This is a genomic window from Edaphobacter sp., from assembly GCF_035763405.1.
Classification (GTDB): Bacteria; Acidobacteriota; Terriglobia; order Terriglobales; family Acidobacteriaceae; genus Edaphobacter.
Genome location: NZ_DASUBE010000125.1, coordinates 1 through 22,613 on the forward strand (window position 1 = coordinate 1; position 22,613 = coordinate 22,613).

At 60.4% G+C, this 22,613-nt stretch carries 17 protein-coding genes and 1 tRNA gene; 9 read left to right on the top strand and 9 right to left on the bottom strand.

All coding sequences use genetic code 11. The annotated features are described in order from the left end of the window. Positions 1 to 1,305: DHA2 family efflux MFS transporter permease subunit (locus VFU66_RS12375; RefSeq protein ID WP_326446569.1), on the bottom strand; the 1,305-nt coding region annotated here is incomplete at its 3' end. Positions 1,306 to 1,536: 231 nt separating this feature from the next. Continuing rightward, positions 1,537 to 1,845 carry a hypothetical protein gene (locus VFU66_RS12380; RefSeq protein WP_326446570.1) on the bottom strand — a complete coding sequence of 103 codons (309 nt, stop codon included), beginning with the start codon at positions 1,843 to 1,845 and terminating at the stop codon, positions 1,537 to 1,539. 244 nt (positions 1,846 to 2,089) lie between these two features. Here VFU66_RS12380 and dnaK point away from each other — a divergent pair, with 244 nt between their 5' ends. From dnaK to VFU66_RS12395, 3 genes are all read left to right on the top strand, one after another. After that, positions 2,090 to 4,051: a molecular chaperone DnaK gene (gene dnaK, locus VFU66_RS12385; RefSeq protein WP_326446585.1), complete on the top strand. Its 1,962-nt coding sequence runs from the start codon at positions 2,090 to 2,092 to the stop codon at positions 4,049 to 4,051. Between the two features lie 271 nt (positions 4,052 to 4,322). Continuing rightward, positions 4,323 to 4,493: a hypothetical protein gene (locus VFU66_RS12390; RefSeq protein ID WP_326446571.1), complete on the top strand. Its 171-nt coding sequence runs from the start codon at positions 4,323 to 4,325 to the stop codon at positions 4,491 to 4,493. Between the two features lie 150 nt (positions 4,494 to 4,643). After that, positions 4,644 to 5,879 (top strand): DnaJ C-terminal domain-containing protein, encoded by a 1,236-nt coding sequence (locus VFU66_RS12395; RefSeq protein WP_326446572.1) that lies wholly within the window; start codon positions 4,644 to 4,646, stop codon positions 5,877 to 5,879. A gap of 244 nt (positions 5,880 to 6,123) precedes the next feature. On the opposite strand, the gene VFU66_RS12400 is transcribed toward VFU66_RS12395, so the two are convergent. Next, positions 6,124 to 7,161 (bottom strand): SDR family NAD(P)-dependent oxidoreductase, encoded by a 1,038-nt coding sequence (locus tag VFU66_RS12400; protein ID WP_326446573.1) that lies wholly within the window; start codon positions 7,159 to 7,161, stop codon positions 6,124 to 6,126. A gap of 103 nt (positions 7,162 to 7,264) precedes the next feature. Between VFU66_RS12400 and VFU66_RS12405 the strand changes: the two genes are divergently transcribed. Continuing rightward, entirely contained in the window at positions 7,265 to 7,678 is a 414-nt protein-coding gene (locus VFU66_RS12405; protein ID WP_326446574.1) for a MerR family transcriptional regulator, read from the top strand. Positions 7,679 to 7,777: 99 nt separating this feature from the next. Beyond that, on the top strand, positions 7,778 to 8,965 hold the full coding sequence (locus tag VFU66_RS12410; RefSeq protein ID WP_326446575.1) for a glycosyltransferase: 1,188 nt from the start codon (positions 7,778 to 7,780) through the stop codon (positions 8,963 to 8,965). A gap of 26 nt (positions 8,966 to 8,991) precedes the next feature. Here VFU66_RS12410 and VFU66_RS12415 read toward each other — a convergent pair whose 3' ends face one another. Beyond that, on the bottom strand, positions 8,992 to 10,974 hold the full coding sequence (locus VFU66_RS12415; protein ID WP_326446576.1) for an ArnT family glycosyltransferase: 1,983 nt from the start codon (positions 10,972 to 10,974) through the stop codon (positions 8,992 to 8,994). A 160-nt stretch (positions 10,975 to 11,134) separates the two neighbouring features. After that, positions 11,135 to 11,512: a HesB/IscA family protein gene (locus tag VFU66_RS12420; protein WP_326446577.1), complete on the bottom strand. Its 378-nt coding sequence runs from the start codon at positions 11,510 to 11,512 to the stop codon at positions 11,135 to 11,137. Between the two features lie 157 nt (positions 11,513 to 11,669). Here VFU66_RS12420 and VFU66_RS12425 point away from each other — a divergent pair, with 157 nt between their 5' ends. Together VFU66_RS12425 and VFU66_RS12430 are read left to right on the top strand one after the other, a co-directional pair. After that, positions 11,670 to 11,843 carry a hypothetical protein gene (locus VFU66_RS12425; RefSeq protein WP_326446578.1) on the top strand — a complete coding sequence of 58 codons (174 nt, stop codon included), beginning with the start codon at positions 11,670 to 11,672 and terminating at the stop codon, positions 11,841 to 11,843. 159 nt (positions 11,844 to 12,002) lie between these two features. Next, a complete protein-coding gene (locus tag VFU66_RS12430; RefSeq protein ID WP_326446579.1) occupies positions 12,003 to 12,278 on the top strand; it encodes a hypothetical protein in 276 nt (91 codons plus the stop codon). A 545-nt stretch (positions 12,279 to 12,823) separates the two neighbouring features. On the opposite strand, the gene gnd is transcribed toward VFU66_RS12430, so the two are convergent. Together gnd and VFU66_RS12440 are read right to left on the bottom strand one after the other, a co-directional pair. After that, positions 12,824 to 14,284 carry a decarboxylating NADP(+)-dependent phosphogluconate dehydrogenase gene (gnd, locus tag VFU66_RS12435; protein WP_326446580.1) on the bottom strand — a complete coding sequence of 487 codons (1,461 nt, stop codon included), beginning with the start codon at positions 14,282 to 14,284 and terminating at the stop codon, positions 12,824 to 12,826. Positions 14,285 to 14,496: 212 nt separating this feature from the next. Continuing rightward, entirely contained in the window at positions 14,497 to 18,081 is a 3,585-nt protein-coding gene (locus VFU66_RS12440; protein WP_326446581.1) for a TonB-dependent receptor, read from the bottom strand. A gap of 554 nt (positions 18,082 to 18,635) precedes the next feature. On the opposite strand from VFU66_RS12440, the gene VFU66_RS12445 reads away from it, so the two are divergent. Beyond that, positions 18,636 to 19,814, top strand: coding sequence for a glycoside hydrolase family 88/105 protein (locus VFU66_RS12445; RefSeq protein WP_326446582.1), 1,179 nt, complete (start codon positions 18,636 to 18,638; stop codon positions 19,812 to 19,814). A 152-nt stretch (positions 19,815 to 19,966) separates the two neighbouring features. On the opposite strand, the gene VFU66_RS12450 is transcribed toward VFU66_RS12445, so the two are convergent. Together VFU66_RS12450 and VFU66_RS12455 are read right to left on the bottom strand one after the other, a co-directional pair. Then, the gene (locus tag VFU66_RS12450) at positions 19,967 to 21,151 is read right to left on the bottom strand and encodes a glycoside hydrolase family 27 protein (RefSeq protein ID WP_326446583.1); all 1,185 of its coding nucleotides are present in this window, start codon (positions 21,149 to 21,151) and stop codon (positions 19,967 to 19,969) included. Between the two features lie 87 nt (positions 21,152 to 21,238). Further along, positions 21,239 to 22,321 (bottom strand): alginate lyase family protein, encoded by a 1,083-nt coding sequence (locus VFU66_RS12455; RefSeq protein ID WP_326446584.1) that lies wholly within the window; start codon positions 22,319 to 22,321, stop codon positions 21,239 to 21,241. Positions 22,322 to 22,494: 173 nt separating this feature from the next. On the opposite strand from VFU66_RS12455, the gene VFU66_RS12460 reads away from it, so the two are divergent. Next, a tRNA-Leu gene (locus VFU66_RS12460) sits at positions 22,495 to 22,579 on the top strand. Positions 22,580 to 22,613 lie beyond the last annotated feature (34 nt).

Genomic DNA, 22,613 nt, shown 5'->3' on the forward strand with positions numbered 1-22,613 from the left:
ATCGGCGCGGCGCACCAGCAGCGTCGAAGCCAGCGAGATGCCGATTGAGCCGCCAACGTTGCGCATCAGGTTGAACAGGCCGCTGGCGTTGCCGATCTGCTCGTTGCGCAGTGTGCCGTAAGCCGCCGTGTTGATGGGCACGAAGACGAAGCTCAGCCCGAAGCCGGTGATGAGGATCGGGATCAGCAGCGTCGTCGGCGAGATCTCAGTCGTCAGGCCGCCGAAGTAGAGCGTCGTCAGCCCGAAGGTGAAGAAACCGAACGTCAGCAGATAGCGCGGGTCGGCCTTGTTCGACAGGTAGCCGATGATCGGCATCCCGCAGATGGCCCCGATGCCTCTGGGCGCAACGACGAGACCCGCGGTGAAGGCGGTATAGCCCAGCAGCTCCTGGTAGTAGAGCGGCAGCACCACGACGGTCGAGTAAATCGCAATGCCGAACAGGAAGATGAGTAACGCGCCGATGGCGAAGTTGCGGTCCTTGAGCACCTTCAGATCGACCAGCGTGTCCTTGTCCTTCCACGAGTGGCGGACGAAGTAGATGAACGCAATGACCAGCGCGAGCACGGCCCAGCGAATCCACGTCGCCGCGAACCAGTCGTCTTCCTGTCCCTTGTCGAGCACGACCTGAAGGGCTCCGGTCCAGATGACGAGCGCGGCGAAACCGTAGCGGTCGAAGGCCGGGGCCTTCGCCTTGCTGATGTAATGCGGATCGTGGACGAACCGATTGATCATGTAGAGCGCAAGAATGCCGACCGGAATGTTGATGTAGAAGGCGTACCGCCACGAGTACGTATCCGTAAGCCAGCCGCCAAGCGTCGGCCCAAGCACGGGCGCGACGACCACGCCGAACGCAAACACTGCCATCGCGGCCCCACGCTTGGCCGGAGGGAACGACTCCAGCAGAATGGCCTGCGAGAGCGGCTGCAACGCGCCGCCGCCTGCGCCCTGCACAATGCGGGCGACGAGAATAAAGAGCAACGAAGGCGCGGCTCCGCACGCAAAGCTGGAGACGGTGAAGATGACGACGCAGGCCATCAGAAATCGCTTGCGTCCGAATTTGAGCGAGCACCAGTTGCTGGCCGGCAGCACGATGGCGTTGGCAACCAGATAGCTGGTCAGCACCCACGTGGCCTCGTCTGTCGTGGCTGAAAGCGACCCTGCGATGTACGGCAGCGCGACCGAGGCGATGGCGGTGTCGAGCACCTCCATGAACGTGGCCAGCATGACGGACGCGGCAATCAGCCATGGATTGACGCCGTGGCGAACGTCGGATGATGGGTCGAGCACGGCTGCGGCGGTCGCCATGTGGGTTTGAAGCGTCCTCTTGTGCGGATTCTATTGCCTCTACAATAGAGAGTTTTCCGGTGCAAATGGATGCTTTTTCTGCACTTGTTCCGACGTGCGGACGACCCGCGCAAAAAGAGCGGCGCATCCATCTCTGGAATACGCCGCAGTTCTTTCAGGAGGAAGCGATGAACTTACTGGTGCAACTGCTGATGAAACGTCAATGTCACGAACTGTACCGGCAAACCATGCTCAGGAGCCGTAAAGCGAGGTGTTCGGTGCAGGCTCGCTCGGCTTCACCGAGCCTTCCTCCAGCCGACGCGCCGAAGGCGCGTGCTTGAGCGGAGGAATGCTGACCGAGTCCAGGTTTGGCGGCAACCGGCTGCCGTCAAAACGAACCGCCGTGTCGGCGCTTGCATACGAAGTGTTCACGATGGTCCTTGGCGGTGCGTCCGAGCAGCCGGCAAGCAGCCCGGCCAGCAGTCCGGCAAGTCCAAGAGAGGCGATCTTAATCAGACGACGGGCGGTACGAGCGGTATTGGGATGTGGCCTGGACGGCATGGATGAACTCCGAAGGTACTGCGTGCGATCCGAGTTGAAGCGTAGCGCGGGGTATCTACAGAGACAATGGCCCGTTTGGGGGACGAGACGGAAGCCGATATAAATCATTTACTTTCATGCGTTTATATAAGAGCCCGCCAACCTGCCGATTTTCCGGCCTGTAGAGTGAAACTTCTGTACGATAAGGCGCATCAGAAGATTTGACAGTAAGTGACTCAAGGTGCGATCCTGAGTTCGTCAAACGATTCAGGCAAGGGGCCCCCAACGGCCCGAAATGAGGAGACAGATGGCAAAGATTATCGGTATTGACCTGGGAACCACCAACTCCTGCGTCGCCGTCATGGAAGGCGGCGAGGCAAAGGTGATCCCCAACGAAGAGGGCGGGCGCACGACCCCGTCCATCGTCGCGTTCACCAAGAGCGGCGAGCGGCTGGTGGGCCAGGTGGCCAAGCGGCAGGCGATTACGAACCCGGAGAACACGATCTACTCGATCAAGCGGTTCATGGGCCGCCGCTTCAACGAAGTCTCCGACGAGATGAAGATGGTGCCCTACAAGGTCGTCCAGCAGGGCGACCACATCGCCGTGCTGGCGCAGGGCAAGGAGTACACCCCGCCTGAGGTTTCGGCGATGATCCTGCAGAAGCTCAAGAAGGCAGCCGAAGACTACCTGGGCACCTCCGTGACCGAGGCCGTCATCACCGTCCCGGCATACTTCAACGACGCGCAGCGCCAGGCGACGAAAGACGCGGGCAAGATCGCCGGTCTCGACGTCAAGCGCATTGTGAACGAGCCGACGGCGGCCGCGCTGGCCTACGGGCTCGACAAAAAGAAGGACGAGACCATCGCCGTGTACGACTTCGGCGGCGGCACCTTTGACATCTCCATCCTCGAAGTCGGCGAAGGCGTCATCGAGGTGAAGTCCACCAACGGCGACACGCACCTGGGCGGCGACAACCTCGACCAGCGCATCGTGGACTGGCTCATCTCCGAGTTCAAGGCTGAGAGCGGGCTCGACCTGCACTCCAAGGGCAACGAGATGGCGCTGCAGCGCCTGAAGGACGCAGCCGAGCGCGCCAAGATCGAGCTTTCGACCGCGCAGGAGACGGAGATCAATCTTCCGTTTATCACCGCCGACGCCAGCGGCCCGAAGCACCTGGTCCGCAAGCTGACGCGCGCCAAGCTCGAAAGCCTGGTGGACGACCTGCTCCAGAAGTCGGTCGGCCCGTGCAAGCAGGCGATGAAGGACGCGGGCGTGGACGCCAGCAAGATCGACGAGGTCGTCCTCGTCGGCGGCCAGACACGGATGCCCAAGATTCAGCAGCTCGTCAAAGAACTCTTTGGCAAGGAGCCGAACAAAGGCGTCAACCCGGATGAGGTCGTCGCCGTAGGCGCTGCCGTTCAGGCTGGCGTGCTGGCAGGCGAAGTGAAGGACCTGCTGCTGCTCGACGTAACCCCGCTCACGCTCTCGATCGAGACGATGGGCGGTGTGGCAACCACGATGATCGCGCGCAACACGACCATCCCGACCAAGAAGACGGAGACGTTTTCGACGGCGGCGGACTCGCAGACCGAAGTCGAGGTCCACGTGCTCCAGGGCGAGCGGCCGATGGCGGCGCAGAACCGGACGCTGGGCAAGTTCAAGCTCTCCGGCATTCCTCCCGCTCCGCGCGGCGTGCCGCAGATCGAGGTGACGTTCGACATCGACGCCAACGGCATCCTGAACGTGACGGCCAAGGACAACGCCACGGGCAAGGACCAGAAGATTACCATCACCAGCTCTTCGGGCCTGAGCAAGGACGAGGTGGAACGCATGGCGAAGGACGCCGAAGCCCACGCAGCCGAGGACAAGGAGAAGCGCGACGAAGTCGAGGCGCGCAACGGACTCGACTCCATGGTCTACAACGTCGAGAAGATGCTCAAGGAAGCCGGCGACAAGGTTGCCTCCGGCGACAAGAGCGATGTCGAATCGGCGCTCGAGGACGCAAAGAAAACTTTGAGCGGAACCCCGAGTGTGGCGGAACTGAATTCGGCAAAGGAGCGTCTAACTACTGCGAGCCACAAGCTGGCCGAGGCCATGTATAAGGCCACGGCGGCTGCGGCACCCACCGATGGCGCCGCAGCTCCAACGCCGGACGGCCACGAGGAGGCGAAGAAGGACGAAGGCGTCATCGACGCGGAATACGTGGACGTGGACGAGAAGAAGTAACCGAATCCACCAAATCCACGGAAGTGGTATGGACGTAATCAGAAGAGGGGCGTTCCTTATTCCTTAGAGAAGCGGGTGCCCCTCTCAGTTTCAAGAGGCATGGGTTTCAAGAGGCGCTGCCGGCGAAGTCGGAAACGAAGAGCAGCGACTAACCGTCAGGAAAGGTGTTCTACGAGGTATGACTGGACGCGGCAACAATGACGATCGGTACGCAGATGTGATTTGGCTGGAGAACCTGGAACTCAAGCGAATGCTGAATGGAGGGAAGGTCATGGCTGACACGATGTGGAGATGCGATCAGGTCCGTGCGGGACAACTTTATAACCGCATGATGTTCGACACCAGGGCCGAAGCTGAGGAGTTTGTTCAGCGGATGCAGCAGATTGAGCCGGATCAGATGTTTTCCATCGAAGCGGTGGAGGCCCGGCAAGTCTGGAATTAACCGTCAAGGGTGGACTTCGGTTCAAAAACGATGGCGACGGTGCTTACCGTCGCCATCGTTTTATCTGCGCGGCAGATGAAAAATAACTTCAGTTTGGATTAGGTTTAGATGGGTGACGATTTTGCGCCCACTGCGGAGTAAAACAGAACGATGGCGACACAGACAAAGGACTATTACGGCGTACTGGGCGTAAAGAAGAGCGCAAGCCAGGATGAGATTCGCAAGGCGTTCCGCAAACTCGCGCGCAAGTACCACCCCGACGTGAACCCCGGGGACAAGAAGGCCGAAGAGAAGTTCAAGGAGATCTCCGAAGCAAACGATGTTCTGAGCGACGAGAAGAAGAAGAAGATCTACGACCAGTTCGGCTTCTACTCCGACAACATCGACCCCGCAGCAGCAGAAGCCGCCGCACGCGGAGGCTACGGCGCGGGCGGATTCGGCGGTGGCCGCACGCAGACGCATGGCCATGCAGGTCAGGAGGTGCCGTTCGATTTCGGAGGCTTCGACTTCTCCGACTTTCAGGGCGGTCGCGCTGAGCAGCAACCTGGCGGTGGATTCGGCGGCAGCTTCCGCGACATCTTCAGCGGCATGTTCAACCGCGGAGGAGCGAACCCATCGCGCGGCCCGCAGCCCGGCTCGGACGTTGAGTATCAGGTCAGCATCGATTTCTGGACCGCCGTCCGCGGAGGCGTCACGCGCCTCGAAATCCAGCGGCAGGAAGTCTGCCCCACTTGCAAAGGAAAGACCACAACCGGCGGCAGCGTCGAGTGTCCCGAGTGCCACGGCTCCGGCCAGGTCACGCAGATGGGCGGACGCATGAAGTTCAACATCCAGTGCCCGCGCTGCGGAGGCTCCGGAAAAGTGCAGCACACCTGTCCGACGTGCGACGGCGCAGGCGTCGTCACCAAACGCGAGCCGCTCGAATTTCGCATCAAGCCCGGCACGCGCGACGGCCAGCGCATCCGCCTCGCAGGCAAGGGCAATGCCGGAATCGGCGGCGGTCCGGCAGGCGACCTCTACCTGATCATCAAAGCCGGCACGCATCCCGTCTTCACGCGCACGGGCGACGACATCTACGTCACCGTCCCCGTCACCATGACCGAGGCCGCGCTGGGCGCAAAGATCGACGTTCCCACCATCGACACGCACGAAGGCGGCGGCCGCACACAGCTCAAAATCCCGCCTGGAACGCAGTCTGGACAAAAGCTGCGCCTGCGTGAAAAAGGCGTGCCATCGGCCTCGCGCGAGGGCAAACGCGGCGACCAGATCGTTGAAGTGAAGATTGCCGTGCCGAAGGTGCAGGACGAACGCTCGAAAGAGATCCTGCGCGAGCTGGCAAAGCTCAACCCCGAAGACCCAAGGGATGGGCTGTTTGCAGGAGTGTGATCAAGTTGTCCATAGCTGTTTTCCAGAAGGTATCGTCCCGGAGACCTCCTCATCCCCAAGACAGCCCCCGCTTTTTTGTTGTCATTCCCGAAGGAAATCTGCGTTCGCACTGGCCTGCGCCGGGCTACACCTATATGGGAAATACCCTAAAAAGGCTCTGAATAAGTCTTCGTTTTGAAGGGGCGTGGCTTCAGCGCACTGATGAGGACTGCGCCGAAGGCAAGCTGAGAACGACAGGCAGACATCAGCTTCTCAGTGGATCGTGTTTCACATCCATTTGAGTAGCGACCTTGAGCGAGAAGTCAATCTCCGGCTGACCAACGGGGACTGCGTTCGGCAACACAAAATGATTGGCAAGGCTGGCGATGTATTGCACCATGCCGGGAGCAATGCCTGCAGCGCGTGCGGCCAGCCACGCTTGCGGCGTAATGGTAATCTCGGCGCGACCTGCGGCCACAGCACGAAAGATTCTGTTGGCAGCGTGATTCACACTGGCCGTAATGATGGGCGTCTTCGCAGCAAGCGTGAACCATCGCTTCTCTTTCTTCGCCTGACCGGTAAACCGCGCGTTGACCTCGCCGCCGGTGCGCATCAGGCCCGGGCAGACGGTGGTGACGCGAACGCCCTTGTGGCGCAGCTCAGCATGAAGCCCCTCTGAAAATCCTGTCAGCGCAAACTTGCTCGCCGTGTACGGCAGCAGATGAGGCATGGCAACTTTGCCTCCAACGCTCGTGATGTTCACAATGGCCGCAGCACCCTGGCTGGGCTTACGGTCCAGCAGATACGGCAGCGCGGCATGTATCGTGTGTAGCGCGGCAAAAAAGTTCGTGGCCATGGCGCGGCGATAGGCAGCCAGCGGCTGATCTTCCACCGGACCAACTTCAATGATCCCTGCATTGTTGATGAGAACGTCGATGCGGCCGAAGTGTTCGATGGCGTGCTCGATCAGGCTCGTAGCCTGCCCCGCATCCGTCAGGTCTGCCGGAATCAGTAACACATCCTCCGGCGAATGAACCGCCTTTTGCCTCAGTAGGGATTCGCGGGCGCGCGTCAGCTCATCGTGGTCGCGTGCAGCCAGCACCAGCTTCGCTCCCGCACGCCCATAGCGCGCAGCCAGCGCCAGTCCCAGTCCGCGCGAGCCTCCCGTGATGACCACAACCTGGCCGGCGCGCGCGCGCCTGCGCTGTCGCGTGGCGAGGCCGTAAGCTGCCGAGGCAGCGGCAATGCCAACCAGGACGCCTGCGGGAGCGAGAATAGCCGCGAACTTCGTCGTTCTCTTCATAGCTCTGTACCCTGCTGCTGTAAGCATAGCCGACTCCGGTTGGCTTCCGAGTGCCGTCAGGCGCTAGACTCTGGGTAAACCAATCGAGCACCTGAGGTAACGGATGGCGACAAAGCGGAAGGGTAAAGGCGCATACATGATCTCGGCAGTGGCGGAGATGTACGAGATCCATCCCCAGACGCTCCGGCTCTACGAGCGCGAAGGCCTGTTGCTTCCCTCGCGCAGCGAAGGAAACACGCGTCTCTACACCGACGAGGACCTGGAGCGGCTGGAGTTCATCCTGAACCTCGCCCGCGACCTCGGCGTCAACATCGCAGGCATCGCCATCGTGCTGCAGATGCGCGAGCGCATGGAGGAGATGAATCGCCAGATGCAGGGCTTCGTCGATTACGTGCGCACCGAGATGCTCTCGCGTATGCAGCAGCAGCAACCGCCCGCAGCCGGACTCGTCCCCATACGGCGACCCGTCGTGGTCCCTCCCGTCAAAGTCGCTTCGGTTAGAACGAAGAAAAAATAGCCCAATCGCTTTCATCGCCGACATGCCGCGAATAGCTGCGATAAACTGGAGTTTCCAACCATATCGCGGTGTCTCCATGCGCCGTCATGCAGGAACGAGATGGGCTTGCTGCTTAAAATTCTGTTCTGGATCGCAGCCGTCGGCTCGGTCACTTCCACCATCTATTGCCTGATGGTCGTCGTAGCCGCCCTGCGTTTCAGTTTCCGCAAGCACCGCGAAGAGCGTGCTTCGACCGAGTTCTTCCCTCCCGTCAGCGTGTTGAAGCCTCTGCACGGCACCGAGCTGGGCATGGAGCGCAACCTGGAGTCGTTCTTCGAGCAGGACTACCCAGAGTTCGAGCTGCTCTTCTGCGCCCGCCACGACTCCGACGCGGGTCTCGAACTGGCGCGGCGCGTCGGCCAACGCTATCCGCACGTAGACGCGAAGTATCTGACCTGCGGCGAGCCCGCGCCGCAGTTTCACAATGCCAAAGTCTTCTCGCTGGCGCGGCTGGACGCAGCCGCGAAGCATGACCTCTTCATCACCAGCGATGCCGACGTGCGCGTCAAGCGCGACTACCTGCGCCGCATGGTGCAGAACCTGAAGTCTCCCCAGATGGGTCTGGCCTCCTGCGTCTATCTCGGCACTACACACGCAGGCTCAGCCGCAGGATTCAGCTCGCAGCTCGACGCTGTCGGCAAGAGCGTCGAGATGACCTCAGGCGTGCTCGTCGCCGACATGCTCGAAGGCACCAAATTCGCGCTCGGCGCCTCCATGGCCGTGCGCAAACAGTCCTTCCGCGACGCGGGCGGCTTCGAGGACCTGGGCCAGTTCTATGCCGACGACTTCGTGCTCGGCAACAGGCTTGCGGCCAAGGGCATCGGCGTGCAGATGGCCACGCACGTCGTCCGGCTCATGGTCGAAGACACGCCCTTCGCGCTCTCGTTCCGCAACCAGTTGCGCTGGATGCAGAGCACCCGTCGTTCGCGCCCCTGGGGACACCTCGGTTCCGGCCTCACCTTCGCTCTTCCCTTCGGCCTGCTCGGCCTGCTGTGGGGCCTGCTCAGCGGCCACGCTCTGCTCGGCGTCCTCTGGCTGGCGGCCATGGTGGCCAACCGCTGGCTCCAGGCGGGAGTCATTCTGCGCGCCATGGGCGACGAGGACTGGCTGCGCGGCACAGCGATCTATCCCATCCGCGACCTGCTCGGAAGCATCCTCTGGCTCGGCAGCTACGGCGGCGAGCGGTTCTACTATCGCGGAAAAGTCTACCGCCTCAAGCATGGCGGCCGAGTCGAAGCGCCGGAATAGTCTCCAAAGTTATTCTCGCCGATGCATTACCTGTTCGAGAGCACGGTCTTTCCACCGGCAGACGCCAGCGCGTGAACGGGCGCATAAGCCGCCAGTTCCTGCTCGCGCTCCGCCGGATGATACGTCATCAAAAAGATCCGCTGCGGTCCGGCCCAGAGACTACGCAAACTCGACTCGCTCTCGAAGACGTGCGGCGCGTCCGGCCAGAAGCTGCCATACCACAGCCCATTCACGCGGCCGTCAATCACGTGGACCTGCTGGCGCGTGTAGAACACCAGCGTCGAGCCGGACGTCAGCTCGCCGTCGATCAGAATCAAGTCCCCGGGCCTCAGCACATGATTAATATCCAGCGCGAGCCCCTTGGAGCCAAGCGCCGGATAAAAGCGCGCCAGCCCCACGTGCGCGGCCAGTAGCGTGACCATCATCGCGGAGGCCAGCGTCAGGTTCGCGGCAAACGTGCGGCCGTTGCGGCGCACAAGATAACTCCCCGGGCCGATGACCAGCATCCCCAGCGCAACGGCGATGAGCGGCCCACGGAATAGCCCCATCGCCGCTCCGGTCAGATCGAACAGGTGTCCCAGCGACAGGTTGTAGAACTGCGGATTGGTCTCGAGCAGCGTCGAGATGTCGGTTCCCGGCGCAGCCCGCGGAGCCGCAACCGCGAAGTACGCGCACACCGCGGCAATGAGCATCGCAACAGGCATAAGAAAGCCCACGTGCCAGCGCCGCGCCGCGCTGCGAGCCGAGCGGGTATAGCTGTCCGCGCGCGCCAGCAGTCCGCCCGCCATCAACGCCAGAGCGGGAATCGCCGGCAACGAGTAGTACTCCTGCCTGCTCGACACCGAGAAAAACCCCACCACCAGCACCGCCCACAGCACCAGCGCCAGCGACGCCTCGCGCTCCTGCGACCCATCCTCCACGCCCGAGAGATACTCCGCGCGCGGAGTCTTCAGGTGCTCCGCAATCGCGCTCGGAACGAACGCCGCCCATGGCATCACCCAGATCGCCAGATACAGCCAGAACAGCCAGACCGGGGTCAGCCCGTAGTCGTGCGGAATGCGCTTGCCGAGAAAGCGCGCGAAGTGCTCGTTATACAGATAGAACCAGGCCCATCCTCCGCGCACAGGCAGCCCCAGGCCGCCCGGCAGAGCAATCGGCGGATTGCGCACCGCCGCCAGCACGTGCCAGGGGGCGGCTATCACGAAAAATGCCGCGGCGCTGGCCACAGGTCTAAGCCGCCAAAGGAGCCGAAGCTGTCCCGTCATGGCCAGATAGAGCAGCACAAACCCCAGGGGAAACACCAGCCCAATCAGCCCCTTGGTCAGCACGTTCAACGCCATCACCACTGCAAAGCCGAGACACGGCGCCAGCGCGGACCTCGCAATCCGTTCGGGCGCCCCGTCCTTCGCGTTTTTTGCAAAGGGCGGGACCGAATCAAACTCATGCTCCAATTTCACCCGGTCGAGCGCGATCAGAAACAGATGCACGCCAAGCGTCATCCACAGCGCCAGCAGAATATCCGGGATATAGAACCGCGTATAAAGATACGGCCCAATGCTCGTCGCCACGGCCAGCGCGGCATAGAAGCCTCCGCGGTCCGGATGCTCCTCCGGGGAGACGCCATGAAAGAGCCGGATGCCCAGCGCATACACCGCAATCAGCAGCGCCAGCACCGCAAGCGCCAGCGGCAGCCTCGCCGCCCAGTCATGCACGCCGAAGATGCGCATCGAACCGGCAGCCATCCAGTACATCAGGGGCGGCTTGTCAAAAAAGCGCACGCCATCGACATACGGAGTCACGTAGTCATGCCGGTGAAGCATCTCGCGCGCAACTTCGATGTAGATTGAGTCCACGTCGTCCAGCAGACCGGGCGTAAACAGCCCCCCAATCTGAAGCACGAACCACGCAGCCGTCAGCATGGCAATCGAGCGCACGCTCCATCGCCGCGCGGGCGGAGCCGAGATGATGGGTGCAGTAACCTGCTGCGTAATGAGCGACGCTGTGGTCAAAGGACTAAGTTAAACCTGCCGCCTGCCGCCGAGGATGTCAATCGAAGAATGTGCCCACCAGTACCGCCGACACTGCCTGGATGCGCGTCTCGCCAGTGCACAGGACAAACAAAAATGCCCCGGGAAGATCCCGGGGCATCTCATCGCTCTGTTACAAACCTTACACGCTGAAGGACGAACCGCAGCCGCAGGTGCTCTTCACCGCGGCATTCTCAAACTTGAAGCCGGCCGCTTCCAGCGTCTCGACGTAATCCACCTGGCAGTTCTGTAGGTACGCCGCCGAAGTGGCGTCCACAAACACCTTCAGGTCGTCGAACCTGTACACCTTGTCCATCATGCCGGCCTGGTTCTCAAACGACATCGAGTACTGGAAGCCGGAGCAGCCGCCGCCGACCACGCCGATCCGCAACCCCGCCGGAACGGGGGTCTGGGTGCCCATAATCTCCTTCACCTTGGCAATCGCCGCCGAGGTCAGGGTCACAGGGGTCGAAACAGGGGGAGCGGCAACCACCTCGGGGGTAACAGGTGCAGTAGACATCGGAATCTCCTTCTAAGCCTTCACATTAAGTGTATGCGCCACGGAACGTGCCCGCAAGCACGAATTGGCGACCAAATCACTCCACAATTCAGATGCTTCCCGAGTCGGAACCGATTCATCCCTGCTAACATCAAATCGGACAACGGCGAACCACCCCATGAAGTTCCTTCTCTTCATCTCGAATGCCTTTATCAACACCATGGGAATCACCCGTCCCTCGAACCCGGCTGCCATGCGCTCCGCCTGGATCATCGCCCTCATGCTTGCAGGCGTCCTCATTGCCATCACCATCGCAGCGGCGTTCGGCCTGCATCTGGCCGTACATCACTAAGGCAACACCGCCAGAGAAAATCTCTGGTTCATCGTCCGGCGGCTGGCGTATCATGTCCGCGGACGCACCCCGTTACCTTCCGGAGTTGTCCGCCGGCCTCGGTAATTGCGGTCTTCCTACCATGTCGGCCCTGTCAATAATGGGCGGAGGAACGTCAATATGATGAGCGCGATACCCGCATTGCTCGTGATCTGGGCCGTGATAGCAGCCTGTTTCCTTGCGCTGCTCGCCTACAGAGCACAACTGACCCGTTATGAAGAAGATCAGATCTTCCTCAACGAAACCGAGTCCACCGAGCAGCAGGAGCAGAACGAGATCATCCGCAAAGTCAAAAAACTCTCTCCTCTGGTTCGCGTCTTCGGCGTCGCCGCCGCCGTCATGACCGTCTGGATCGTAGGCATCTTCACCTACGACGCATGGCAACGCCTGAAATAACCTCACATTCCGGATACCCCATCATCCGATCTGTGGGTGCCATCTTCCACTCTCCGGGTGCCCCATCTTCTGCGACAGTTTTATCGTCGCTAAGCTGGGGCCTTTCCCATTCCCTCGACTCAAACAAAACCAGAGCCCAATGAAAGATTTCCGAGCCAACATGGCGGGCGAGTTTCCCTCACCACGTACAATAGAAATAGGAGCAAATATAAAGCCTCGGCCACCCAGCCGAGGCTTTCCTGTCTTCACTTCACTTTTGACCCGTCATTCTGAGCGCAGCGAAGAATCTCTGTATTTCTTTTCTGCCGATTCATTCCGTGGCCCTTCGACACTTAATCATAGATTCCATAAGCCAAGCATAATGAATACTTTACACGGAAACACTGCTGCTCGACTCAATAGAATCAATACTTTACAGGGGAACCCCGGATGGAGTCCGGACCTAAGTCCTTTGTTCAAAGGACTTTGCACAAAAAGTACAGGGGGAGGGGTGCCATGAAAAAGAGCGGGCCGAGGCCCGCCCTTCCCATGAAACCCGCCCGACGCTAAGCGTTGTAGGTAGACGACGACACGCGCCCGCCACGGCCGGTCCAGTTGGTGTGGAAGAACTGCCCGCGCGGCTGATCGACGCGCTCGTAGGTATGAGCACCGAAGAAATCCCGCTGCGCCTGCAAAAGGTTGGCCGGCAGCCGCTCGGTGCGGTAGCCGTCGTAGAACGCGAGCGCCGTCGAGAACGCAGGCGTCGGCACGCCGGCCTCGATCGCATGAACCAGCGCCTTCCGCCATGACTGGTGGTACTTGTTCAGCGCGCCCGAGAAGAAGCTGTCCAGCAGCAGGTTCGAGAGCTTCGCGTTCTTGTCATACGCAGCCTTGATGTTGCCCAGGAAGGCGCTGCGGATGATGCAGCCGCCGCGCCACATCAGCGCGATGCCGCCCATGTTCAGGTTCCAGCCCATCTCCTTCTCAGCGGCGCGCAGCAGCATGTAACCCTGCGCATAGCTGATGACCTTCGAGCAGTAGAGCGCGCGGCGCACGTCCTCAATGAACTCCTTCTTGTCGGCAACGGTCTTCGTCTTCGCCGGGCCCTGTAGGACCTTTGAAGCCGCAACGCGCTCGTCCTTCAGAGCGGAGAGGCACCGCGCAAAGACGCTCTCACCGATCAGCGTGACCGGCTGCCCCAGGTCGAGCGCGGAGATCGCCGTCCACTTGCCCGTGCCCTTCTGGCCCGCTGCGTCCAGAATCTTGTCCACAAGCGGCTTGCCGTCCTCGTCCTTCTTGGCGAAGATCTCCGCCGTAATCTCGATGAGGAAGCTATCCAGCTCGCCCTTGTTCCACTCGCCAAAGATGCCGGCCAGCTCATCGGCGCCGAGTCCCAGCCCCTGCTCCAGCAACTGGTACGCCTCGCCGATCAACTGCATGTCACCGTACTCGATGCCGTTGTGGACCATCTTGACGTAATGGCCCGCGCCGTCCTCGCCCACCCAGTCGCAGCATGGAGTGCCGTCTTCCACCTTCGCAGCGATGGCCTGGAAGATCTCCTTCACATGCGGCCACGCGGCCTTGTTGCCGCCCGGCATGATCGACGGGCCGAAGCGCGCGCCCTCTTCGCCGCCAGAGACGCCGGTGCCGATGAACAAAATCCCTTTCGCCGCCAGGTCCTTCGTCCGACGGTTGGTGTCGGTGTAGAGCGAGTTGCCGCCATCAATAATAATGTCGCCCTTCTCCAGATACGGCAGCACATGTTCGATGGTCTGGTCCACGACCTCGCCCGCCTTCACCATCAGCATCACGCGACGCGGCGACTTGAGCGAAGCGCACAGCTCCTGGGCCGAGTGCGTGCCCACCACCTTGGTGCCCTTGGCCTCGTTGTTGATGAAGTCGTCCACCTTCGAGGTGGTCCTGTTGAAGACCGCCACCTTGTATCCGTGGTCGTTCATGTTCAAGACCAGGTTCTGACCCATCACGGCCAGTCCGATCAATCCAATATCGCAAGTCGCCTCAGCCATCTCATCTCCAAAAAGCTAGCCCTTCCGGGGCATCGCGCAGGTTGTGTAATTTTGTCAGGAGCCCGGACCGGAAGTGGTCCGGCCACAAATGACTCCTCTATCATAGCCAATAAATCGCAGGAGTGGCCGTCGTGCGCCAACATCCGCGATTCAAAAATGAAAATGGCGAACAGCTCGCATGAAGCTGTTCGCCATCGGGTTGGAAGTTGCCGTTAGAAGTTGATCCGCAGGGCGAGCTGCATGGTGCGCGGACCGCCTGAACCGTTGATTTGTCCAAATGTCGCGTTGACCTGGTTGCCGTTGACATCGAACTTGGCTCCCGTGTCCACGCTGTTGAACTCGGGATGGTTCAGCGTGTTGTAGGTCTCAGCGCGGAACTGCACCGCGACGCGCCCCTCTGCGAGAGGAATGTTTTTGAACAGCGCCGTATCGAAGTTCATCACGCCGGGATCAAACAGCGAGACCTTCGGGGCGTTGCCGTTGGACAGCGTGACCGCGCCCGTATTCGGGTCTACAGTCACGGGCGTAGGACGTTGTACGACGCTGGTGTTGAACCACTGGTGCCAGCTATGCGCTGCACCGGCCAGAGGATTGCCCGTCAGGTGAGCCTTGGCGCCGTCTCCTCCTCCTGTGATGTCCGCTCCATCGACCGTGCTGAACGTGATCTGGTCGGGACCGCCGCTCAGGTACGAGACGATGCCCGAGATCTGCCAGTTGTCGAGGACCGCACGTGTGGCAAAGTTGCTCCAGATGCGGCTTCCCTTCGGCAGTCCGTACAGATAATTGACCACGAGGTTGTGTCTGCGGTCGTCGCCGCCGGGACCATAAACCGTCTTCAGGCTGTCGTAGAGCGGCACGCCGCCATCGTAGCTGTCGGCGTAGTCCATGGATTTGGCATAGGTATACGCAAGCCCGTATTCGAGGTTGTTGTGGAAGCGCCGCGTCACCTTCACCTGGAGTGCGTTGTAGTTGGAGGTAAGGAAGCCGCGCTGGTAGTTGATGCTGCCATAGCCGGGATACTTGCGATAGAAGTTGTCCGGCAGAGGCTTGCCTCCGACCTGATTGGCCGCAATGAAGTGCGCACCGTAAGGCACTTCGTTAATGTTCTGCTGACCGCTGAGATGCCGGCCGAACGTGCCCACGTACGCTACATCCAGCACCGTCCCGAAGCCGACCTGCTGCTGGAACCCGAGGCTGGCATTCATTGTGTAAAGCTGCTTGTTGTGCAACTCGATGGCGCGACCAACGTTCGGAGGTCCAAGCAGGCCGCCGGCGGTCAGGAAGCCGTTCACATTGCCGTAGAACTGCTCCGGGTTGAAGCTGTTGGGCGGGTTATGGGACATGTCGCCTTCCTGCCCCGTGATGACGCCTTCGTTATAGAAGATGCCGAAGCCTCCGCGAACGACGGTCTTGCCAGCACCGACCGGGTCATAGGCAAAGCCGATGCGCGGCGCGGCCAGAACGCCGTTCCCATAGACCAGTCCGGCCGGGAAGCCGTGAGTGTTCACCTGGAAGGTGCCGTTGGTCAGGTCTCCCGTGTTGGGAACAAACAGGCCGCCATACGCCGCCGGAACATACTGCCCCGTCGTCGGGTCAAGCGCCACTGATTTCCCGTTGACCTTCTTTGTTGTTGGGATGTACTGCACTGGCGCTTTGGTAGCGTCGAAGAGACTGGGAACAAAGTTTGCTCCCGTCTTCAACTTCGCACCGGAGGCCCACATGAAACGCACGCCATAATCCAGCGTGAGTTTATTCGTCGTCTTCCACTGGTCCTGCGCATACCAGTCTACGACGTTGCTCGTCGGGTCGTAGTCGAACCGGTTCGTCGGTTCCGTATAGTTGTTGAAGTTGCCGAGCAGGCCATTGGCATAGCCGAAGTTGCTGTCATTCGGATTGTTCGTGTTCCGGCTGAAGTCGAATGCACCTTCAGGCTGTCCCGCGGCGGCATGAGACTGAAGATAGGAGTCCGTCTGAAGGTCGATGCCGAACTTGAGAACGTGGCGGCCCCAGACTTTGCTGATGCTGTCCGTAATGCTATAGAGCCTGACCTGGTCCTGTAGTGGGAAACGCGAGTCCCACTTGATGGTGGGCGCATTCGTGCCGCCAAAGGTGAGTCCCGGAAGCAGATTGAGGGGATTGTTCTTGGGAAAGAGCTGCGACAGGTTGTATCCGCTCGAGCCCTTGGTGAGTTTGTCCAGTTGCGACTTTGTGTAGATGTTGTTTTCGCTCCATCCCGCGGTGCCCAGCGTGATCTCGTTCACCAGAGTCGGAGTGAAGGCATACGTCGCGTCCAATGCGAAGTTCGGGGCCGTGGTCTTGTAGTCTCCCGAAACCAGCCATGGCGCGGGGTTGACCGTCGAGTTGTAGCCGTTGTTGTGGCTGACCTGGAGTTGTCCGTGGCCGAAGATGTGGAGCTTCTCCGTGGGGTTGTAATCCACACGGAAGATCTCCTGGTGCGACGACACATCCTTCGAGTAGTTCGTGACGTAGTTGTACTTGTTGAAGCTGACGCCAAGGTTGGAGAAGTTCGGCATCGGGTAGAGATTCATCAACGCCTGAACGGCCGGATTGATGAGATTCGATGGAATCTTGTTGTTTGGAAAACAGCCGGGACCGGGTGTAGCTGAGTTGATTGCGCAGGCACCGCTCGATGAAGGGTCCTTGATACGGACAAGCGTTGTATTGTTCTGCGTGATCGTACTCTGGTTGTAGGTCTGGGAAAAGTCACCCTGCCGCTCCAGCGCTGTGGGGACCATATACGTCTTCAATCCGCCCGGCGATCGGTTGGGGAGATTTTCCATCGAAAAGAAGAAGAAGAGTTTGTTCTTGTTCGTGTTGAAGTGACCCGGCCAGTAGACCGGTCCGCCGATGTTGCCGCCGGCGGTATTGTGCCGCGACTTCGACCTGCCAACGCCGTTGTAGTTGTGAAACCAGTCGTTCGCGTTGAGCGCCTCGTTCTGCATGTAGTAGTAGAGCGTGCCGTGGAAGTCCTGCGTGCCACTCTTGGTGACGATGTTGATGACCGAACCGCCCGTCGCCTTGCCGTACTCCGCCTGATAATTCGCGCTGAGCACCTTGACTTCGGCGATGTCGTCCAGGTTCGGGGTCGTGTCGAGCTTTCCTTCGCGCACGCTGCCGGTAACGCCATCGATCGAGGCGGAGTTGTATGTATTCCGCACGCCATTGATCTGCGGCAGGCCCGAAGCGCTGACCACGCCGGGCATGGTGCGCAATAGAGATGTAAAGTCACGCCCGGTGGTCAGCAGGTTGTCCAACTGCTTGACGTCGAGCGTGTCCGAACGCTCGGCGCTCGTGTTCTGGATCGGCGTGACGTCTGCCTGCACCGTGACCGATTCCGTCACTTCTCCCACATTCAGGGTGATCGTCCCGGCCGAGAGACGCGCGGAGGAGGTCAGCGTCAGGTTCTTCTTCTGAAATTCCTTGTACCCGGGATTTTTCACGATCACCGTAAAGGTGCCCGGCTGCACGTCGGGAAAGGTGAAGTCTCCGGAGGGAAGCACGTGTGTCGTGATCGACACGCCGGTTGCCTGGTTGATCAGGTTTACTGCTGCACCTGCGACGACTGCGCCGGTTTGGTCCACGACCCGCCCACTGACGGTGCCGCTCGACGACTGCGCGCCTGCGACGGCGACGATACATCCGGCAAACAGTGTCAGCGCAACCACTCGCAGAAGCGCACACGCGAAGCGTCCGCTGCCTTTCATGTTCTTCTCGCTGCCTCGTGCGCCTCTATCTTCGGCAACTCTTCCCAACCAGCCTGAAACGATGTCTTGCATCTGCATTTCTGCCTCCTCAATCAAATTCCTGCCTGGAGCGTGTCGCGGGCACTGGGCCCTCGAGCGTCGGTTCCGTCGAAAATGTCTACGTTTACAATCGAGCGCAGTTCGCGCCTGCAAAATGACTTTTTCTCCGGTGATTACCGACAATAGGGAGCCGGGATGACCGTTGTCAACAGAAAAATGCTCCATTGCTAAAAGAATTATTTCGCAAATGAAATGAATAACCTCTCGCCTCCGGGCCACAGCGCCGGTCCGCCCGTGACGAAAAACTTCCCGTCATTTGCCGCTTCCTGGCTATCCCAACACCCTCTGACGGGGAAGCGCGTTGGCGCCGCTGCTCCCGCCGGGGCGTCGCCTCGCACCTGTGCTTCTGCTCACAGGCCGCGCTCGCCGCAGAAATGGCGTTTTTGCCAAATGAAGATACTCATCATCAGCAAAACTTTATTTGACAAATGTATACGGTAACAACTACTGTCCAGACCGTATTCGTCATACACTCATCCACAACCGGCATTACCTGCCGCCAAAGACATTCAAGGACAACCCAGAAGATGAAAGCTCTCACCCGACGCGAAACTCTGAAGATCTGCGCCGCGCTTCCGCTGACCGCGAAGTTTGCCGCCGCGAGTCTGCTGCCGTCCGCCGAGACACATGCAGCAACTGCTCCCGGCTCCGACTGGTCCGAGGCCGTCATCGCCTCCACGATGCACCGCACGCCTAACCCGGCCGATCTCGGCAAATGGGGTTACGCCATCTCGCTCTATCTCTACGGCCAGTATCTGGTCTACAAGCGCACCGGCAACAAGCAGTATCTCGACTACATTCGGGGCTGGGTCGATAGCCAGGTCAACGAGGAGGGCGTGATCGACCGCAAGATCACCGCGCTCGACTTCATGCTGCCGGGCAATCTCCTCATCGTGCTCCACAAAGAAACCGGCCAGCAGAAGTACAGAACTGCAGCCGATACGATTCGCCATACGTTCGATACATATCCGCGCACCAGCGACGGCGGCTTCTGGCACGCGCTCTCGCGCCAGCACCAGCTCTGGCTCGACGGCATGTATATGTCGATGCCCTTCCTCGTCCGCTATGGACAGGCGTACAACGACCAGAAGTATGCCTGCGATGAAGCCGTCAAGCAGTTGCTCATCTACGCCAAGCACCTGAACGACCCGGCGAGCGGCCTGATGTACCACGCCTACGACGAGAGCGGCCAGCAGCCCTGGGCGCAGCCCGTCACACACCACTCATCGTTCTTCTGGTGCCGTGCGATTGGCTGGTTCGGCATGGCACTGATCGAGGTGCTCGAAGTGCTGCCGCACAACCACGCGCAACGCAATGACCTCATCAAGCTGGTGCGCCAGCTCGCAGGAGCCTATGAAAAGTATCAGGACGCCGCGACAGGCCGCTGGTACGAGGTGGTGGACAAGGCAACGACGCCCGGCAACTGGCTGGAAACCTCAAGCTCGTCGATGTATACCTACACGCTCTCGCGCGCCATCGAGCGCGGCTACATCGGCAAGCACTATGCCGGTGTCATGCAGAAAGGCTACAAGGGTGTGCTGTCGCAGGTCTCGCGCGACGACCAGGGCTTCGCCCATATCGCCAACATCTGCGGCGGAACGAACGTAGGCGATCTTCAGTTCTATCTCGACCGCCCGCGTAATACAGATGACTTCCACGGCATCGGCGCGTTCCTCATTATGAACGAGCAGTTGCGGAGAGCGTAAGAACCGACCGCGGATCAACGCGGATACACGCGGAGTTAAGAACATAGCAAGGTTGAAATCCGTGGTGATCCGTATGTATCCGTGGTCGACTTCGTTAATCAAAACGGCCCGCTGAGAGCTTCAGCGGGCGCGTCTTTCTGCGGCTTGCTGCTCTACTGCCACACGCGAAGCATCACGACGCCGTGCGCCGGCACAGTCACGTTGTAGGGACTGCTGATGCTGCCAAGGTCCTTGTGGAGCCACAGGTCGCGTGCTTTCACCGCGCCCGTAAATCCTGCACGGCCGAAGTCCACGTGCGCCGTCTGCGGCGTCGTCTGCCGGTTGAAGATGCCGACTGCCTTCGAACCGTCGGCCAGCGGCTTGGCCCAGATTTCAACGGCGCCGTCGGCATCGATACGATCGCCCTGCTTGCCGAGCTTGTCCTGATCGACAGCGATGACATCGCGGTTGGTCAGGATCGCCAGCGTCTCGGGCGTCATCGTCGCCAGGTCGTTGCCCGCGAGCAGCGGAGCGGCCAGAATCGCCCATAGGCTCATGTGGGTCTTGTACTCGTCGGCTGTCATGCCGCCGTTGCCGACCTCGAGCATGTCGGGATCGTTCCAGTGGCCCGGGCCTGCATATTGGCCAATCCCAATCTGGTTGAAGCCAATGTCCGCCATCCGCTCGTAGGTGTCGTTAATGTCACCGGTGGTGCGCCACAGGTTGCCGCCCACGCTCGCGCCCCACTCCCATACATCGTCCACGCCGTACTGGCAGAGACTATAGACCATGGGCCGACCAGTGCTGCGCAGCGCATCGCGCATCTTCACGTAGGCATCCACCATGACCTTGTGCGCGGCCTCGTGAGACCCCGCGGCCCTCATCTGAACGCGCAGGCCGCACAGATCGTACTTCAGATAGTCGATACCCCAGGCCGCATAGGTGCGCGCGTCCTGCTCTTCGTGACCCAGGCTGCCTTCAAAGCCCGCGCACGTCTTCGCTCCGGGCGAAGAGTAGATACCCAGCTTCAGGCCCTTGCTGTGGACGTAGTCGGCCAGCGCCTTCATGTCGGGAAATTTGCTGTTGGTCTGGATATTGCCCTGAGCGTCGCGTTCACCTTCCCACGTGTCGTCGATGTTGATGTAGGTGTAGCCCGCGTCGCGCATTCCGCTCTTCACCATGGCATCAGCCTCGGCGCGGATGACCGCGTCGGTCACGTTGCGATGAAAGTGGTTCCAACTGTTCCAGCCCATCGGCGGAGTCATGGCGACACCGGAGCTTTGCGCAACAAGCGGTGTTGAGGCAAGAGCAAGCGCGGCGAGCGCGAGCAGGAGAGCGTAGCGACGAAACAAAGTCATAGTAGAAAGTCCTCTTGAAGAAAACATACAGTACGGCTGGCAGGAGTATACGTATACAACTTATGAATTGCCAGCATGAAATCGTCTTCACGCCGGAGGCAGCCCGCCCAGGTACATGGAGCTCATGTTGTGGCACTCGCTGAGCAGCCTCGTTATGGTCGGGTCGGGAAAGCGCCGGTTGAACGGCTCAGCCCATCCAATCGACTCGCCCGTCGGCGACTGCACCTCCTGCCGGATGCCGGTGGCCTTTTCAAACGGCGATGGATCGATCATCCCTTCGATCGCCACATGCACGAGATGCTTCAACGCCCCGCCTCGCGCTGCATACAGGTCGATGCCGTTAGACATGCCAAGCTCCGCCAGCATCACCAGCGGCCCGGCAGCGTACAGGTGGTAGTGCAGCGCGCGCTTGCCGCGCCGCATCTCGTTGGGCAGCGTCCCGTCAGGACGAACCGCCGCAATGCCTGTACGCGCGGCCTTCATCCCCCAGTTGAAATCGCTCCGGTCATTCGTTGCGATGCCAACCGCCGCCAGCTCCACGCCGGCCCAGTAGTAGTGATTGTTCAGCGAGTCGGGATGCTTCTCTGCCTTCTCGTCGTAGTACTGCCGCGCCTGCCGCGAGACCGTCTTCAGCCACGGCAGAATCACCGCCTTTTGTTCGGGCGTCACGACGCCGGAGTCGCGCACTTTGAGATAGGCAATCGCCTCACCACCCAGCACCCAGCCCTGAACGTAGTACGCCTGGTTCGACGACATCTTTCCCGTCAGCGCCTGTCCCCGCGCGTTCGCCTCAATATGCGCCACCGCGCAGCGCGCAGCAGCCAGCGAGCCCGTCGTGCGATACGCATCCGCAGCGCGAACGACCTCATTGCCGTCGCGCTTCTCCGGCGCCGCGCTTGCCGCATAAGCCTTCATCCGCACCGGGTCCACAATCGAGTGCGTTGGATCGTTCAGCGCATAGAAGCCGTCAGTCACGAAGTCCACCGGCAGGTGCTCGACCGCGGGGCAATCATACGGCGCATCCGTGCTCTTTACCGCAACGCCGTCCCAGGGCGAACGCAAATCTGCGCCCCGAGCACTCGAAGGTATCACCGCAACCAGCAGCGCGCCCAACAAAATTACTGCCTCCGCACCCGCTGTGCACAACCACTGAACTCTACTTTTCGTCATTCTCAGCAACCATCTCCGTCGTGCCGTCACATTCTACATACTTTGTTTTATAAAAGTTAACTTTTATAGATGATTGAACCCGTGACAACGATGACCCACCGCCAAACCTGACCGGCTCTTGATACGTATTTATAATGAGGTTGTCCGCCAAGGCATCATACGATGAGACACGTGCGAAAGTGGCGAAATTGGCAGACGCACCAGACTTAGGATCTGGCGGAGCAATCCGTGGGGGTTCAAGTCCCCCCTTTCGCACCATCATTCACCGCAACACGCCCCGGCACCATGCTCC

What these genes read in the sequence shown, in the direction of transcription:
- VFU66_RS12380 (WP_326446570.1), bottom strand. Translation starts at nt 1,845, where the DNA reads ATGCCGTCCAGGCCACATCCCAATACCGCTCGTACCGCCCGTCGTCTG.
- VFU66_RS12390 (WP_326446571.1), top strand. Translation starts at nt 4,323, where the DNA reads ATGGCTGACACGATGTGGAGATGCGATCAGGTCCGTGCGGGACAACTT.
- VFU66_RS12395 (WP_326446572.1), top strand. Translation starts at nt 4,644, where the DNA reads ATGGCGACACAGACAAAGGACTATTACGGCGTACTGGGCGTAAAGAAG.
- VFU66_RS12400 (WP_326446573.1), bottom strand. Translation starts at nt 7,161, where the DNA reads ATGAAGAGAACGACGAAGTTCGCGGCTATTCTCGCTCCCGCAGGCGTC.
- VFU66_RS12405 (WP_326446574.1), top strand. Translation starts at nt 7,265, where the DNA reads ATGGCGACAAAGCGGAAGGGTAAAGGCGCATACATGATCTCGGCAGTG.
- VFU66_RS12410 (WP_326446575.1), top strand. Translation starts at nt 7,778, where the DNA reads ATGGGCTTGCTGCTTAAAATTCTGTTCTGGATCGCAGCCGTCGGCTCG.
- VFU66_RS12420 (WP_326446577.1), bottom strand. Translation starts at nt 11,512, where the DNA reads ATGTCTACTGCACCTGTTACCCCCGAGGTGGTTGCCGCTCCCCCTGTT.
- VFU66_RS12425 (WP_326446578.1), top strand. Translation starts at nt 11,670, where the DNA reads ATGAAGTTCCTTCTCTTCATCTCGAATGCCTTTATCAACACCATGGGA.
- VFU66_RS12430 (WP_326446579.1), top strand. Translation starts at nt 12,003, where the DNA reads ATGATGAGCGCGATACCCGCATTGCTCGTGATCTGGGCCGTGATAGCA.
- gnd (WP_326446580.1), bottom strand. Translation starts at nt 14,284, where the DNA reads ATGGCTGAGGCGACTTGCGATATTGGATTGATCGGACTGGCCGTGATG.
- VFU66_RS12440 (WP_326446581.1), bottom strand. Translation starts at nt 18,081, where the DNA reads ATGCAAGACATCGTTTCAGGCTGGTTGGGAAGAGTTGCCGAAGATAGA.
- VFU66_RS12445 (WP_326446582.1), top strand. Translation starts at nt 18,636, where the DNA reads ATGAAAGCTCTCACCCGACGCGAAACTCTGAAGATCTGCGCCGCGCTT.
- VFU66_RS12450 (WP_326446583.1), bottom strand. Translation starts at nt 21,151, where the DNA reads ATGACTTTGTTTCGTCGCTACGCTCTCCTGCTCGCGCTCGCCGCGCTT.
- VFU66_RS12455 (WP_326446584.1), bottom strand. Translation starts at nt 22,321, where the DNA reads ATGACGAAAAGTAGAGTTCAGTGGTTGTGCACAGCGGGTGCGGAGGCA.